Source organism: Pseudomonas sp. Irchel 3E20, assembly GCF_900187645.1.
GTDB lineage: Bacteria > Pseudomonadota > Gammaproteobacteria > Pseudomonadales > Pseudomonadaceae > Aquipseudomonas.
The window spans coordinates 1-13,280 of the sequence record NZ_FYEE01000013.1 but is presented as its reverse complement, the minus strand read 5'-3'; the positions used below and the strand labels follow the sequence as shown (position 1 = coordinate 13,280).

Sequence of the window (13,280 nt, the reverse complement as noted above, 5' to 3'; positions counted from 1 at the left end):
TAGCGCGTTAAGCGCCGGTTCGACAATGGGCAGACACCGGTTTAATCCCGCAGGGGCGGCATAAACGCCTGGCGCACGCTGTCGTGGGAGAACTCGGCGGCATGCTGGTGCACCCACTCCAGGGCCAGGGCCTCAATGTCGTTGGCCTGGGCGTGTGCGCCGTACTGGCGCCGGTAGCGTTCCATCTGGCAGATCTGCTCGCCCATGCGCGCGCCGAACAGGGTCTGTTCGTCGACAAAAGCGATGCCCACCAGGTAACCGTGCTTGCGCCGCAGGCACCACGCCACGTAGCCCAGGTAGCAGGCGCTTTCGCCCAGGCTGGGCATGCGTATTTGCAGCGCCGTGCCGCGCCGCCAGGCGCGGTGGTAATTGCACGCGACGCCCCCGAGGCTGATAGTGTGCAGCCGTTGGCCAGAGATGCATTCGTGTTTTTGCAAGGTCAACTCGACCGGAATTTCCTCTGGGTGAGGTAGGAAACGTCCCATGAACTTGGACTCCAAGTCTCAATTATCTGACAGCGATTTACCCAGTATAGAAGTGCAATGGGAACTGACTGATTTCGACGCCGACCAGCGGCTATTGGCGATGAGTGGTGTCAGCCTGGTGATTTTCACCAGTGTCGGCTGCTCCAGTTGCCGCTGGGCGCGCCAGCAATTGCCGACACTGGCGTTGCCGGTGGCGCGTTTGTGTTGGATCGACGCCGCCGACAACGGTGGCTTGGTGCAGCGTTATGAGGTGTTCCATCTGCCGGCGCTGTTCGTGGTGCGCGATGGGCAGTTTTTCGGCGCGTTGCGTTCGCGCCTCGGCACCGATGAGTTAAAAGCGGCGCTGGCGTTGGCCCTGGAACGAGAGCCCGAGGAATTGCCATGATCGGGTGCGATGCATTGCATATAAGGAGAAGGGCATGAGCGACAAATTGGTGGTGGCCATTTCTTCCCGGGCCCTGTTTGACCTGAGCGACAGCCACAAGGTTTACCTGGCCCAGGGGGTCGAAGCCTATCGCCAGTACCAGATCGAGCACGAAGAAGAGCAGTTGGCGCCGGGGGATGCCTTTCCCCTGGTGCAAAAATTGTTAAGCCTCAACGCCAGCCTGGGGCGCGCGCGGGTGGAGGTGGTGCTGGTGTCGCGCAACAGCGCCGACACCGGGTTGCGGGTGTTCAACTCAATCCAGCATTACGGCCTGGACATTTCCCGCGCGGCCTTTGTCGGTGGGCGCAGCCCTTACCCGTACCTGGCCGCGTTTGGCTGCGACCTGTTCTTGTCGACCCACGCCGACGATGTGCGCAGCGCTCTGGATGCCGGGTTCGCGGCGGCCACCATCCTGTCCGGCGGGGCGCAGCGGGCGGCCAGTGAGGAATTGCGCATTGCCTTTGATGGTGATGCGGTGCTGTTCTCTGACGAGTCTGAGCGGGTTTATCAGACCGGCGGCCTGGAAGCCTTCCAGGCCAGTGAACGGCAGTCGGCCCGCGAGCCGTTGCGCGGTGGCCCGTTCAAGGGCTTCCTGGCGGCGTTGAACCTGTTGCAGCGCGAATTTCCCAGCGAAACCTGCCCGATTCGCACCGCCCTGGTCACCGCCCGCTCGGCCCCGGCCCATGAGCGGGTGATCCGCACCTTGCGCGAGTGGGACATCCGCCTCGATGAGTCGCTGTTTCTTGGCGGGTTGACCAAGTCGGCGTTTCTGGAGGCCTTTGGTGCCGACGTGTTTTTCGACGACCAGGCTGGCCATTGCGAGTTGGCCCGCGAGGTGGTTGCCACCGGCCATGTGCCCCATGGCGTGAGCAACGAACCGCGTCCTTGAACCTGCGGGCGCAGGGCCCGTCGCACTCCCCGAGGCGCTGCTAAGCTGAGTCAATCCGCGCCATGTTGGCATGCGAGGAGGCCGTATGATTCGTTCGATGCTGTACGCCACAGACCTCGGTTTGTATGCACCGCTTGTGCTGCAACACGCCTTGGCTCTGGCCCGGACCTTCAAGGCAGACCTGCATGTCGTTCACGCCGTGGAGCCCATGGGCTTGTTCGCTGAGTCTGTACTGCAGAGCTATCTTGACGAGCGGGCCCTGAACGAGTTTCACAGTGAAGGCCTGAGTACGGTGATGGCCAGTATCGAGCAACGGGTGCTCGACAGTTTTCGTGAGGAGTTGGGGGAAGGGCAGCAGGACCTGGCGCTGATCCGCTCGGTCCGGGTGCTGCAAGGGGATCCCTCGCAGGTGATTCTGGAGCAGGTGTCGAAACTTGAAGTCGATTTGTTGATCGTAGGAAGTCACAGCCACGGCGCGGGCGGGGAAACGCCCTTGGGCCGTACGGCGGCGCGGGTGTTGCAGTTGTCCCGGGTGCCGGTTTATTTGGTGCCGTTATTGCAGCGCAGACGCCAGAGCGATGTGTGAAACGCAAATGTGGCTTTGATAAAAAAGTTCTAGATTTATTCTTCAAACCATTCTTATAGTTATATACCGCCGCTGATGCCCGCGGCGTTTATCTGCTTTGAGGGATACATATGAAGCTCCAACAATTGCGCTACATCTGGGAAGTGGCGCACCACGACCTCAACGTCTCCGCCACCGCCCAAAGCCTCTACACCTCGCAACCGGGCATCAGCAAACAGATCCGTTTGCTGGAAGACGAACTGGGTGTCGAAGTTTTCGCCCGCAGCGGCAAGCACCTGACGCGCGTCACCCCCGCCGGCGAGCGGATCATCAATACCGCCGGCGAAATCCTGCGCAAGGTCGAGAGCATCAAGCAGATCGCCCAGGAATTCTCCAACGAGAAGAAGGGCACCCTGTCCATCGCTACCACCCACACCCAGGCGCGTTATGCGCTGCCGCCGGTCATCAGCAACTTCATCAAGCAATACCCGGACGTGGCGCTGCACATGCACCAGGGCTCGCCGATGCAGATCGCCGAAATGGCCGCCGATGGCACTGTGGATTTCGCCATCGCCACCGAAGCCCTGGAGCTGTTCGGTGATTTGGTGATGATGCCGTGCTACCGCTGGAACCGCTGCGTCGTGGTGCCCCAGGGCCATCCGCTGACCAAGCTGCCGAAGCTGACCCTCGAAGCCCTGGCCGAATACCCCATCGTCACCTACGTGTTCGGTTTTACCGGCCGCTCCAAACTCGACGAAGCCTTCAGCCATCGCGGCCTGACCCCCAAAGTGGTGTTCACCGCCGCCGACGCCGACGTCATCAAGACCTACGTGCGCCTGGGCCTGGGCGTAGGCATCGTGGCGAAAATGGCGGTCGACACCAAGCTCGACAATGACCTGGTGGTACTCGACGCCAGCGAGTTGTTCGAGTCCAGCGTGACCAAGATCGGCTTTCGCCGCGGCACCTTCCTGCGGGGCTTTATGTGCGACTTCATCGAGAAGTTCGCCCCACACCTGACCCGCGAAGTGATGGCCAAGGCGATTGCCTGCCATAACAAGCAGGAGCTGGAAGAACTGTTCCACGGCGTCGAGTTGCCGGTGCACTAGAACGCGGTTTATTTCACCTCGGTGACAGTGAACTGTTGCCGAGCGCCCGCCACGCTAATGTCCACCTCATCGCCCTCGAACTTGCCCAACAGGCTTTTGCCCAGGGGCGAGCGCGGGGTGATGACGGTAATCGGTTGCCCCACCAGTTGCACCTTCAGGCCCGCGCCATCGGGGGCAAGAAACAGCCACTGCTGGCGCCCCTGCTCATCCTCCAGCCCCAATAGGGTGCCGACCTGGATGCCGGTGCTCTCGTCATAAGGGCGCAGGGCCATGTTCTGGCACAACGCCAGGGCCTGGCGGATTTCCTCCACGCGCTTGGCCTGGCCGGCCGCCAGGTAAGAGGCCTCTAGGCCCAGGGTGTCGTATTTGTTCTCGGCGATGTTTTCTTCGTGTGTGGCGGTTTCGTAGGCGGTCTGCGCGGCGCGCTGGGCGATGTCGAGATCGGCCTGGAGTTTGTCGAGGATCAGGGCGTGGACGCTGTGCTTATTCATGCTCAATCACAAAATTGCAGGACATTGGCCCGGCTCTTGTCGCTGGGGGCGGTCTGGTCTTGTTGCAGCCAGAACTGGCACTTGGGGTTGGCCAGGTTGCGCGCATCGCTGCGGCTGTTGTCCAGGGCCTGACGCTGCTCGTTGCGGCGCAGGTTTTCCTGGTATTGCTCGAACATCGGGTTGCTGGCCGGGGCCTGCACCACGGGCAGCTGGGCCAACTGCTCGACGGCGCGGCTGACGGGTGCCAGTTGTGCGCTGAAGACAAAGCGCGAGGCCAGCCAGCAGGTCAGGGCAATGGCTAAAAAGCCCAACCATAGGCCCAGGGCGATGGACAGGCTCAAGCGCAGGTGCGGTACAAGGCGCGAGCGAGAGCGGTAAGGCATGGTGGCCTCCTAATGGCGGCTTGATCGGGCATGGCGGCGATTGTCGCACAGGCCCGGGGCAGATTAATCGGCCACGGCCCTTCTGCGCGGTGGCATTTATGCGGACAATCGAGCTTTTCGCCACAGGGAGCCCGCAATGAAAGCCCGCTGGGATATTTTTTGCAGCGTCGTCGATAACTACGGCGACATCGGCGTGACCTGGCGCCTGGCCCGGCAACTGGTGGCCGAACACCCCTGCGCTGTGCGCCTGTGGGTCGATGACCTGCGCGCTTTCGAGCGCTTGTGCCCGGCCATTGATGTGCAGGCCGAGCAGCAGGTGCAGCAGCGTGTCGAGGTGCGGCACTGGGCCGCCGAGTGGTCGGCCACCGACGCGGCGGACGTGGTGATTGCCGCATTCGCCTGTCAATTGCCGGCGGCCTACATGGACGCCATGGCCGCAAGGCAACCCACACCGTTGTGGCTCAACCTCGACTACTTGAGCGCCGAGCCCTGGGTAATCGGTTGCCACGGTTTGCCATCGGTGAAGTACAAACAGGTACAGAAGTTCTTCTTCTTCCCCGGGTTTCAGGCCGGTACTGGCGGTTTGCTGCGCGAGGCCGGGTTGCTGGAGCGTTGTGCGGCATTTCAGCGCGATGGGCAGGCCCAATCCGAGTTTCTGCAGGGGTTGGGGGTTGTTCCCACGCCGGGTGCCCGCTTGATCTCATTGTTCGCCTATGAAAATACCGGCTTGGCCAGTTGGCTCGACGCCTTGGCCCAAGACCCCGCGCCCACCCATCTGCTGGTGCCCGAAGGGCGGGTACTGGGGGATGTGCAGCGCTGGCTGGGTGTCGAGGCCCTGGCGGTGGGCGCGGTGCAGCAGCGCCAGGCCCTGACGGTGCAGGTGTTGCCATTTGTTCCCCAGGACGATTACGACCGCTTGCTGTGGTGCTGCGATTTCAACGGCGTGCGCGGCGAGGACTCGTTCGTGCGTGCGCAATGGGCGGGCAAGCCGCTGCTGTGGCACATCTACCAGCAGGAAGAAGACATCCACCTGGACAAGCTCGAAGCCTTCCTGGCCCTGTACACCCAAGGCCTTTCGCCCGCCGCCGGGCAGGCCCTGGCCGACCTCTGGCGGGCGTGGAATGGGGGCGTGGACATGGCCGGCCCGTGGCGCGGGGCACAAAAACACTGGCCAGAACTCCAGCAGCATGCCCGCGCCTGGTGTCTGGAACAGGCCTCACGGCCCGATCTTGCTGCGGCGCTGGTGCAGTTTCGGGGAAATTGGATATGATACGCGGCCTTGATTTTTGTAAATCCCATCCAAATTCGGATATTCGTAATGAAAACTGGTAAAGAACTGAAACCCGGTATGGTCATCCGTATCGACAACGACCCTTGGCTGGTTCAGAAAGCTGAGTTCACCAAGTCCGGTCGTAACAGCGCAATCATGAAGACCAAGCTGAAGAACCTGCTGACTGGTTACAAGACCGAAACCGTCTACAGCGCCGACGACAAGCTCGATGACGTGATCCTCGACCGCAAAGAAGCGACCCTGTCCTTCATCAGCGGCGACGCCTACACGTTCATGGACACCACTGACTACACCATGTACGAACTGAACGCCGAAGACATCGAAGCCGTTCTGCCTTTCGTTGAAGAAGGCATGACCGATGTTTGCGAAGCGATCTTCTTCGAAGAGCGTCTGGTTTCCGTAGAGCTGCCGACCACCATCGTGCGTCAGGTTGACTACACCGAAGGTTCCGCTCGCGGCGACACTTCGGGCAAGGTGATGAAGCCTGCCAAACTGAAAAACGGTACCGAGCTCAGCGTTGCAGATTTCGTTGAAATCGGCGACTGGATCGAGATCGACACCCGCGAAGGTGGCTCCTACAAGGGCCGCGCCAAGGTTTAACGCCTGGTTCGTGCGTGATGAAAGCCCGACTTCGCGTCGGGCTTTTTTATGGGCGCCACATAAACACTGGGGCTGTTAAGCTCAACTTTAGGAGCGTTCCTACGCACTTTTAAATGAAGTCGTTCTTCTTTAACTGCATCCGATCAGGTATTGCTGACGTCCTGCCGTTTTGGCCCCTCGCCAGATTTCCAGTGACGAGCCGACCTGATCCCGGAATATGCTCTATGAGACATGAAGCATGAATAAGCGCCCGTTGTATTTCGACTATGCCGCCACCACCCCTGTGGATGAGCGAGTCATTCAAGTCATGGTTGAGTGTCTTGGGTTTGACGCAAATTTTGGTAACCCCGCCTCCAGCTCCCACGCCTATGGCCAGCAGGCCCGGCAAACGGTCGAGCGCTCGCGCCAGCAGGTCGCGGACCTGATCGGCGCCGAGGCCGGGCAGATTGTCTGGACCTCCGGCGCAACCGAATCCAATAACCTCGCCCTCAAGGGCGTGGCCCAGGCTCGCGGTGTTACGGGCGGCCATGTCATCACCAGCCAGATCGAACACAAAGCCATTCTCGATACCGCCCGCCAACTCGAAGAGGCAGGCGTTGCGGTGACTTACCTGGCGCCCGACGCCGAAGGCCTCATCACTGCCCAAGCGGTGCGCGAGGCGCTGCGCGACGACACCTTCCTGGTGTCGCTGATGCTGGTCAACAACGAGTTGGGCACTGTCAACGACATCCCCGCCATCGGCCAGGTCGTGCGCGAGCACGGTGCCTTGCTGCATGTGGACGCGGCCCAGGGTGCGGGTAAAGTTGCCATCGACCTGAAGGAGTGGGCGGTGGACCTGATGTCCTTTTCCGCCCACAAGATTTACGGCCCCAAGGGCATTGGCGCTCTGTATGTCGGGCCACGCGCGCGCCAGGGCCTGCAGGCGCAGATTCATGGGGGCGGGCATGAGGGCGGTTTGCGCTCGGGCACCCTGGCCACGCACCAGATCGCAGGCATGGGCGCGGCGTTTGCTCTGGCCGCCGAGTTTTTCGACGAGGAAGCGGCGAGCATCGCAGCGCTGCACGAACGGCTGATCGGGCCACTGAGGGTACTTGCCGGCGTACGCCTTAACGGCAGCGCCGCGCAGCGTATCCCTCATACCTTGAGCCTGACCTTTAATGAAGGTGAGTTCGATTCGGCGGCGTTGAGTGCGTCCATCGCGTTTTCCGCCACATCGGCGTGCAATTCGGCGAGCAATGCGCCGTCCCACGTGTTGTTGGCCTTGGGCCATGATGCTCGCGCCGCCGGGCGCACTATTCGCTTGAGCCTGGGGCGCTTCACCTGCGAGCAGGACATCGACCAGGCTGTTCTACTGATAAAAGCGGCAATCGCCAGTGCCCCCGCGTTCTGGGCCGTTACCGCGCCTTGAACGGGCAGGCCCACCCATAACAATGATCCGTGACAAGCAGGAGATGTAATGAGCACGCAGCCCTTGATCCCCCAGCGCCTGGCGCGCACCCGTGAACAGATGCGCCGCGAAGGCATTCATGCCTTGCTGGTGCCGTCGGCCGATCCGCATTTGTCGGAGTACCTGCCGGCCTACTGGCAAGGGCGGCAATGGCTATCTGGGTTCCATGGCTCTGTGGGCACACTGATCGTGACCCAGGATTTCGCCGGTGTGTGGGCCGACAGCCGCTATTGGGAGCAGGCCACCAAGGAACTCAAGGACAGCGGTATCGAGTTGGTCAAGCTTTTGCCTGGGCAACCCGGCCCGTTGGACTGGCTGGCGGAACAAACTCCGCAAGGTGCGGTGGTGGCGGTCGATGGCGCGGTGATGGCCGTGGCCGCGGCACGTACTCTGGGCGGCAAACTCACTGCCCGTGGCGCGAGCCTGCGTACCGATATCGACGTGCTGGCATGTGTCTGGGATGATCGCCCGGCTCTGCCCAGCCAGCCGATCTATCAACACCTGCCACCACAAGCCACCGTCAGCCGCGTGGAAAAACTCACCGCGTTGCGCCAGAGCCTCAAGAGCGCCAATGCCGAGTGGCATTTTATCGCCACCCTCGATGACATCGCCTGGCTGTTCAACCTGCGTGGCGCCGACGTGTCGTTCAACCCGGTGTTCGTCTCCTTTGCCTTGATCGGCCAAGAGCAGGCCACGTTGTTCGTGGCCCTGGACAAAGTCGACAGCTCGCTGCGTGCCGTGCTTGAGCGCGATGGTGTGAGCGTGCGTGACTACAGCGAGGTGGCCGTGGCCTTGAGCGCGCTGCCGGCTGGGGCGAGCCTGCACGTGGACCCGGCGCGGGTGACCGTAGGCCTGCTGGATAACCTGGACAGCGCCGTCAAATTGGTCGAAGGCCTGAACCCGACCACCCTGGCCAAATCGCAGAAGAGCCAGGCCGACGCCGAGCATATCCGTCAGGCCATGGAGCAAGACGGCGCGGCCCTGTGCGAATTCTTCGCCTGGCTGGAAGCAGCTTGGGGTCGGCAGCGCATTACCGAGTTGACCATCGACGAACAACTGACCGCCGCCCGGGCGCGGCGTCCGGGCTATGTGTCGCTGAGCTTCAACACCATTGCGGCTTTCAATGCCAATGGTGCGATGCCGCACTACCACGCAACCGAAGAAGAACACGCGGTGATCGAAGGGGACGGTTTGCTGCTGATCGACTCCGGTGGCCAGTACTTGGGCGGTACCACCGATATCACGCGCATGGTGCCGGTTGGCACACCGAGCCAGGAGCAGAAGCGCGATTGCACCCGCGTGCTCAAGGGCGTGATTGCCTTGTCCCGGGCCCGGTTTCCCAAAGGCATCCTGTCGCCGTTGCTCGACGCCATCGCCCGCGCGCCGATCTGGGCCGAAAGCGTGGATTACGGCCACGGTACGGGCCACGGCGTGGGCTACTTCCTCAACGTCCACGAAGGCCCGCAGGTCATCGCCTACCAGGCAGCCCCCGCACCGCACACCGCCATGCAAGTGGGGATGATTACCTCCATCGAACCGGGCACCTATCGCCCTGGCCGCTGGGGCGTGCGCATCGAAAACCTGGCCCTTAACCGCGAAGCTGATACCAGCGAGTTCGGCCAATTCCTAAAGTTCGAAACCTTGACCCTGTGCCCCATCGACACCCGCTGCCTTGAGCCGTCATTGCTGACTCAGGAAGAGCGCGACTGGTTCAACGACTATCACCAACAAGTGCGCCAGCGTTTGCGCCCGTTGGTGGAGGGGGCGGCGTTGGCGTGGTTGATTGAGCGCACCGAGGCCATTTGATATCAAGGGCCGCCGTCACTTGTGTACGGCGGCCACTGGTTCAAGCCAACGCTTCACGCACAAAGTCCAAACGATCCTGGCCGAAGAACAACTGGTCACCGACGAACATGCTCGGTGCACCAAAGACTCCACGCCGGATGGCCTGCTCGGTAGTGTCCTTGAGCAAAGCTTTCACTTCTTCGTCGTTACTCAAGGCCAGGATTTCATCGGTACTGAAATGGCGCTCGGCCAGCGCTGCGGTAAGCGCTACCGGGTCGTTCAGGTCGCGCCCGTCCACCCACAGCGCCTTGAACAGGCAATCGATGAACTCAATAAAGCGCTCGGGCTGACGCAGTTGCACGCCGGTTGCGGCGCGCATCAGTAGCAGTGTGTTGATGGGAAAATTCGGGTTGAAGTTGAGCGCGACTCCATAGCGCTGCGCATAGCGCCCGAGGTCTTGGAGCATGTAGCGGCCCTTGGCTGGAATGGTCACGGGTGAAGCATTGCCGGTGGCCTTGAACACCCCTCCCAGGAGCATCGGGCGGTAAACCAACTCGGCCCCTGCTTGGGCACAGAGTTCGGGGAGTTGAGTGTAGGCCAGGTAAGTGGCGGGGCTGCCGAGGTCGAAGAAGAATTCGAGCGTCTTGCTCATGTTGTTAGCCTCTGATGGTCGTGATGGTCGGGTTACCAGCGCTCGCTCCAGGGCCGCAGGTCGAGTTCGAAGGTCCAGGCATCCCGCGGCTGGCTGTGCAGGAACCAGTAGTTCTCGGCAATGTGCTGTGGATTAAGGATGCCATCTTGGTCCTTGAGGGCGTACGTTTGCGGGAAGTTGTCGCGGATGAAATCGGTGTCGATGGCGCCATCGACTACCACATGGGCGACGTGAATATTCAGCGGCCCCAATTCCCGGGCCATGCTTTGGGCCAGTGCGCGGATCCCGTGTTTGGCCCCGGCAAACGCGGCAAACCCAGCCGCGCCGCGAAGCCCCGCAGTTGCTCCGGTGAACAGGATGGTGCCGCGTTGGCGAGTGACCATACGCTTGGCCACTTCCCGGGCATTGAGAAAGCCTGAAAAACAGGCCATTTCCCAGATCTTGAAGTATTTGCGTGCGGTTTCTTCGAGGATGCTGCACGGCACGTTGGCGCCGATGTTGAAGACCAGCGCCTCGATTGGGCCAATCTGGCTCTCGATGTGCTCGATCAACTCAATGACGTCATCTTCCTTGCGTGCATCGCAGGCAAAGCCGTGGGCCTGGCCGCCGCTTGCGTGGATGGCGTCGATCAAGGGTTGCAGTTTGCCCGCGCTGCGCCGAGTGACGCAGGCAATAAAACCTTCCTGGGCAAATCGCTGGGCGATAGCGCTGCCGGTTGCATCGCCCGCACCTACTACCAGCACCACTTTCTTATTGTTGATCGCCGTGGTCATGGAACGCCTCTCTCTTTGGTTAACGGTCGTTAGCTAAGCGAACGTTATGCTACGATTTCGACTGCGTCAAGATGGACAGCCAGAGGGGAAGCCATGCGTTATTCAGCAAGCCACAAGCAGGAAACCCGGGAACGGTTACTGGCCAGCAGTGCGCTCTCGGCCAAGAAAGAGGGCTTTTCTACCGTGGGCGTCGATGGCTTGATGAAAGCCATCGGCCTTAGCGGTGCGGCGTTCTACAGCCACTTTTCATCAAAGGACGAATTGTTCGGCGCGATTGTCGAGCGCGAACTGCGGCATAGCCTTGAGCGGTTAAGTGGTGAGGGCGAACAGAGCCTGGAACGGCTGGAGCGTTGCCTGAACCATTACCTGAGCATGGCCCACGTTAAACAGCCAGAGGTTGGGTGTGCTTTGCCGGCGCTGGGGGCTGAGATTGCCCGTTCTGATGTTGAGGTGCGACTGCGGGCCCAGGAATGGATTTGTCGCTTGCACGAGAACTGGGCTCGTACCCTGGAAAGCGAAAGTTTGGCTTGGGCTGTTCTTTCGCAATGCGTGGGCGCGCTGGTGGTTGCGCGGATGATGGTCGATCCAGCGTTGCAAAACACCGTGTTGACGACCAATCGTCTGCAAATCCGGCGTCAGGTTGCCCGTCAAGCCGACGAGTGAGTGCTTACTTGCAGATCACGATCATGCTTCGGCTGGTGTAGCCCGCCGGATTGAGGCCAAAGAGGTAGTCGCCCGGTTCTTCCACGGAGTCCCCTGACTTGGCGATGACCTTATAGCCTTTTGCCCCGCAGGAGTTGGCGGCGCGGGTGTGGCACTTGTCCCACGAGGAGGACAGGCCAGAGCAGTTGATATGCACGCCTTTCTTGCCGTGTTTGACCGAGGTTTTAGACGTCGCGGCGCAGCCCGCAATCGCCAGTACTGCTAGCAGTATCAAAACGTGTTTCATTCCCTTCCTTATAGCTTGCTTCGCAGCGGGCCCTGAGCCTGGCTTTATCCGCGCTATATGCCAACTGAAGCTATCCCTTGCGAAAAAATCCATGGCTTACACCGGGTTGCGGCTAAACATGGCCTAATTGAGCGGTAAATGCCAGAGCTTCGTCAAATCAGACTCAATCGCGTGCAACAACGACGTGGGGTTCCCTGCGTATAGTCGTCGTTGCCCCTACGCAAGCAAGAATAATGCACAGGATTGCCAGCCATTGCGTCAGGGAAAGGTGTTCATGCAGGAACAGCAGTCCAGATAGCGCGCCGATGGCGGGCTCGATGCTCATAAGGGTACCGAAGGTCCTGGTGGGGATTTTGGTCAACGCGACCATTTCCAGCGTGTAGGGCAGGGCGGTAGACAGGATAGCGACCGCTAGCGCAACGGGGATCAGGGCGGGTGTCAACAGCGCTGCGCCCGCATGCGCAATGCCGATGGGGCTGACAACCAGTGCGGCGATCATCACCCCCAGGGCCGCGGTTTGAACGCCATTGTCTGCCCCAGCCTTTTGCCCGAACAGAATATAGAGCGCCCAACACACTCCGGCGGCCAATGCGTAGCCTGCGCCGAGCAGGTCAATCCCACCGCGGGTCTCGCCTGTGGGAATGAGCAACAGCAAACCCAGGATCGCCAGGGCTATCCAGAGAAAGTCCAGGACACGGCGTGAGGCGAAGATCGCGACCGCCAACGGCCCGGTGAACTCTAACGCCACCGCGATTCCCAGCGGGACGGTTTGCAGTGACATATAGAAGAGCAGGTTCATCCCTCCCAGTGCGACGCCATACACGATCACTGTGCGCAAGGATGCAAAGGTTAACTTGGCACGCCAAGGGCGCAATAGCAGCAGCATGATGAAACTGGCAAAGATCAAACGCAGCGTCGTGGTGCCTTGTGCGCCGACCACGGGAAACATGCTTTTGGCCAGGGCCGCACCGGACTGGATGGAAGTCATGGCTATTAATAGCAGGCCAACCGGGAACAGGGTGGAGGCGAGGCTGCGTTGAGGGCTGGTCATGATGTCGCGCCATCCTGTAGGGGGGATAATACGAGGTGTATGATGCTCAAATCTAGAGGAATGAGCAATATAGTGCGCACTTCCCCAGGGCTAAGATTGTTTGCGATGCTTTTGTATTGATAGAAAACCTGAATTAACGGTTGACGGCGATTTATATCTGTCTATAATTCGCCCCACTTCCGGCGCAGTCGAAACGGAAAACTCCTTGGTAAACAAAGAGTTATGCAGGTTTCGACAGCGCGGAGCTTCAGGTCATCGAAGCCCGAAAGGAGTTGAAAAAGAGGTGTTGACAGCAGCGAGTAACGCTGTAGAATTCGCCTCCCGCTAACGAGCGATCGTCAGCGCAAGTGGTTGAAGTTGTTAAAGATTTCCCAGCGAAACTTTGAAAG

General features: G+C 60.6%; 16 protein-coding genes. 9 read left to right on the top strand and 7 right to left on the bottom strand.

The window, feature by feature from the left end; all coding sequences use genetic code 11:
- Positions 1-41: 41 nt before the first annotated feature.
- Positions 42-485, bottom strand: a complete 444-nt coding sequence (locus tag CKW13_RS20505) for a pilus assembly protein PilZ (RefSeq protein WP_095110599.1) — start codon at positions 483-485, stop codon at positions 42-44.
- Here CKW13_RS20505 and CKW13_RS20500 point away from each other — a divergent pair.
- The 4 genes from CKW13_RS20500 to cysB all read left to right on the top strand — a co-directional run bounded on the left by CKW13_RS20500 (position 484) and on the right by cysB (position 3,469).
- Positions 484-870 carry a co-chaperone YbbN gene (locus CKW13_RS20500; protein WP_095110598.1) on the top strand — a complete coding sequence of 129 codons (387 nt, stop codon included), beginning with the start codon at positions 484-486 and terminating at the stop codon, positions 868-870. The genes CKW13_RS20505 and CKW13_RS20500 overlap by 2 nt on opposite strands.
- A 34-nt stretch (positions 871-904) precedes the next feature.
- Positions 905-1,798 (top strand): 5'-nucleotidase, encoded by an 894-nt coding sequence (locus tag CKW13_RS20495; protein ID WP_095110597.1) that lies wholly within the window; start codon positions 905-907, stop codon positions 1,796-1,798.
- Positions 1,799-1,883: 85 nt separating this feature from the next.
- A complete protein-coding gene (locus tag CKW13_RS20490; protein ID WP_095110596.1) occupies positions 1,884-2,384 on the top strand; it encodes a universal stress protein in 501 nt (166 codons plus the stop codon).
- A gap of 110 nt (positions 2,385-2,494) precedes the next feature.
- A complete protein-coding gene (gene cysB / locus CKW13_RS20485) occupies positions 2,495-3,469 on the top strand; it encodes an HTH-type transcriptional regulator CysB (protein ID WP_095110595.1) in 975 nt (324 codons plus the stop codon).
- A gap of 8 nt (positions 3,470-3,477) precedes the next feature.
- Here cysB and CKW13_RS20480 read toward each other — a convergent pair whose 3' ends face one another.
- A complete protein-coding gene (locus CKW13_RS20480; RefSeq protein ID WP_095110594.1) occupies positions 3,478-3,960 on the bottom strand; it encodes a GreA/GreB family elongation factor in 483 nt (160 codons plus the stop codon).
- Between the two features lie 2 nt (positions 3,961-3,962).
- On the bottom strand, positions 3,963-4,343 hold the full coding sequence (locus CKW13_RS20475; RefSeq protein WP_095110593.1) for a hypothetical protein: 381 nt from the start codon (positions 4,341-4,343) through the stop codon (positions 3,963-3,965).
- A 136-nt stretch (positions 4,344-4,479) separates the two neighbouring features.
- Between CKW13_RS20475 and earP the strand changes: the two genes are divergently transcribed.
- The 4 genes from earP to CKW13_RS20455 all read left to right on the top strand — a co-directional run bounded on the left by earP (position 4,480) and on the right by CKW13_RS20455 (position 9,487).
- Complete coding sequence (gene earP / locus CKW13_RS20470) at positions 4,480-5,613, top strand: elongation factor P maturation arginine rhamnosyltransferase EarP (RefSeq protein ID WP_095110592.1); 1,134 nt, start codon at positions 4,480-4,482, stop codon at positions 5,611-5,613.
- Between the two features lie 48 nt (positions 5,614-5,661).
- Positions 5,662-6,234 (top strand): elongation factor P, encoded by a 573-nt coding sequence (locus CKW13_RS20465; protein ID WP_095110591.1) that lies wholly within the window; start codon positions 5,662-5,664, stop codon positions 6,232-6,234.
- A 238-nt stretch (positions 6,235-6,472) separates the two neighbouring features.
- Positions 6,473-7,642, top strand: a complete 1,170-nt coding sequence (locus tag CKW13_RS20460; protein ID WP_095110590.1) for a cysteine desulfurase family protein — start codon at positions 6,473-6,475, stop codon at positions 7,640-7,642.
- 48 nt (positions 7,643-7,690) lie between these two features.
- Positions 7,691-9,487, top strand: a complete 1,797-nt coding sequence (locus CKW13_RS20455; protein WP_095110589.1) for an aminopeptidase P family protein — start codon at positions 7,691-7,693, stop codon at positions 9,485-9,487.
- A 40-nt stretch (positions 9,488-9,527) separates the two neighbouring features.
- Here CKW13_RS20455 and CKW13_RS20450 read toward each other — a convergent pair whose 3' ends face one another.
- Together CKW13_RS20450 and CKW13_RS20445 are read right to left on the bottom strand one after the other, a co-directional pair.
- On the bottom strand, positions 9,528-10,118 hold the full coding sequence (locus tag CKW13_RS20450) for a 2-hydroxychromene-2-carboxylate isomerase (RefSeq protein ID WP_095110588.1): 591 nt from the start codon (positions 10,116-10,118) through the stop codon (positions 9,528-9,530).
- A 32-nt stretch (positions 10,119-10,150) separates the two neighbouring features.
- Positions 10,151-10,891, bottom strand: coding sequence for an SDR family oxidoreductase (locus CKW13_RS20445; RefSeq protein WP_095110587.1), 741 nt, complete (start codon positions 10,889-10,891; stop codon positions 10,151-10,153).
- Between the two features lie 93 nt (positions 10,892-10,984).
- Here CKW13_RS20445 and CKW13_RS20440 point away from each other — a divergent pair, with 93 nt between their 5' ends.
- Entirely contained in the window at positions 10,985-11,554 is a 570-nt protein-coding gene (locus CKW13_RS20440) for a TetR/AcrR family transcriptional regulator (protein ID WP_095110586.1), read from the top strand.
- Positions 11,555-11,558: 4 nt separating this feature from the next.
- On the opposite strand, the gene CKW13_RS20435 is transcribed toward CKW13_RS20440, so the two are convergent.
- Positions 11,559-11,840, bottom strand: a complete 282-nt coding sequence (locus CKW13_RS20435) for a hypothetical protein (protein ID WP_095110585.1) — start codon at positions 11,838-11,840, stop codon at positions 11,559-11,561.
- A 163-nt stretch (positions 11,841-12,003) separates the two neighbouring features.
- Complete coding sequence (gene rhtA / locus CKW13_RS20430; RefSeq protein ID WP_095110584.1) at positions 12,004-12,891, bottom strand: threonine/homoserine exporter RhtA; 888 nt, start codon at positions 12,889-12,891, stop codon at positions 12,004-12,006.
- Positions 12,892-13,280 lie beyond the last annotated feature (389 nt).

Coding starts and splice junctions, on each gene's coding strand:
- CKW13_RS20500 (WP_095110598.1), top strand. CDS start 484: ATGAACTTGGACTCCAAGTCTCAATTATCTGACAGCGATTTACCCAGT.
- CKW13_RS20505 (WP_095110599.1), bottom strand. CDS start 485: ATGGGACGTTTCCTACCTCACCCAGAGGAAATTCCGGTCGAGTTGACC.
- CKW13_RS20495 (WP_095110597.1), top strand. CDS start 905: ATGAGCGACAAATTGGTGGTGGCCATTTCTTCCCGGGCCCTGTTTGAC.
- CKW13_RS20490 (WP_095110596.1), top strand. CDS start 1,884: ATGATTCGTTCGATGCTGTACGCCACAGACCTCGGTTTGTATGCACCG.
- cysB (WP_095110595.1), top strand. CDS start 2,495: ATGAAGCTCCAACAATTGCGCTACATCTGGGAAGTGGCGCACCACGAC.
- CKW13_RS20480 (WP_095110594.1), bottom strand. CDS start 3,960: ATGAATAAGCACAGCGTCCACGCCCTGATCCTCGACAAACTCCAGGCC.
- CKW13_RS20475 (WP_095110593.1), bottom strand. CDS start 4,343: ATGCCTTACCGCTCTCGCTCGCGCCTTGTACCGCACCTGCGCTTGAGC.
- earP (WP_095110592.1), top strand. CDS start 4,480: ATGAAAGCCCGCTGGGATATTTTTTGCAGCGTCGTCGATAACTACGGC.
- CKW13_RS20465 (WP_095110591.1), top strand. CDS start 5,662: ATGAAAACTGGTAAAGAACTGAAACCCGGTATGGTCATCCGTATCGAC.
- CKW13_RS20460 (WP_095110590.1), top strand. CDS start 6,473: ATGAATAAGCGCCCGTTGTATTTCGACTATGCCGCCACCACCCCTGTG.
- CKW13_RS20455 (WP_095110589.1), top strand. CDS start 7,691: ATGAGCACGCAGCCCTTGATCCCCCAGCGCCTGGCGCGCACCCGTGAA.
- CKW13_RS20450 (WP_095110588.1), bottom strand. CDS start 10,118: ATGAGCAAGACGCTCGAATTCTTCTTCGACCTCGGCAGCCCCGCCACT.
- CKW13_RS20445 (WP_095110587.1), bottom strand. CDS start 10,891: ATGACCACGGCGATCAACAATAAGAAAGTGGTGCTGGTAGTAGGTGCG.
- CKW13_RS20440 (WP_095110586.1), top strand. CDS start 10,985: ATGCGTTATTCAGCAAGCCACAAGCAGGAAACCCGGGAACGGTTACTG.
- CKW13_RS20435 (WP_095110585.1), bottom strand. CDS start 11,840: ATGAAACACGTTTTGATACTGCTAGCAGTACTGGCGATTGCGGGCTGC.
- rhtA (WP_095110584.1), bottom strand. CDS start 12,891: ATGACCAGCCCTCAACGCAGCCTCGCCTCCACCCTGTTCCCGGTTGGC.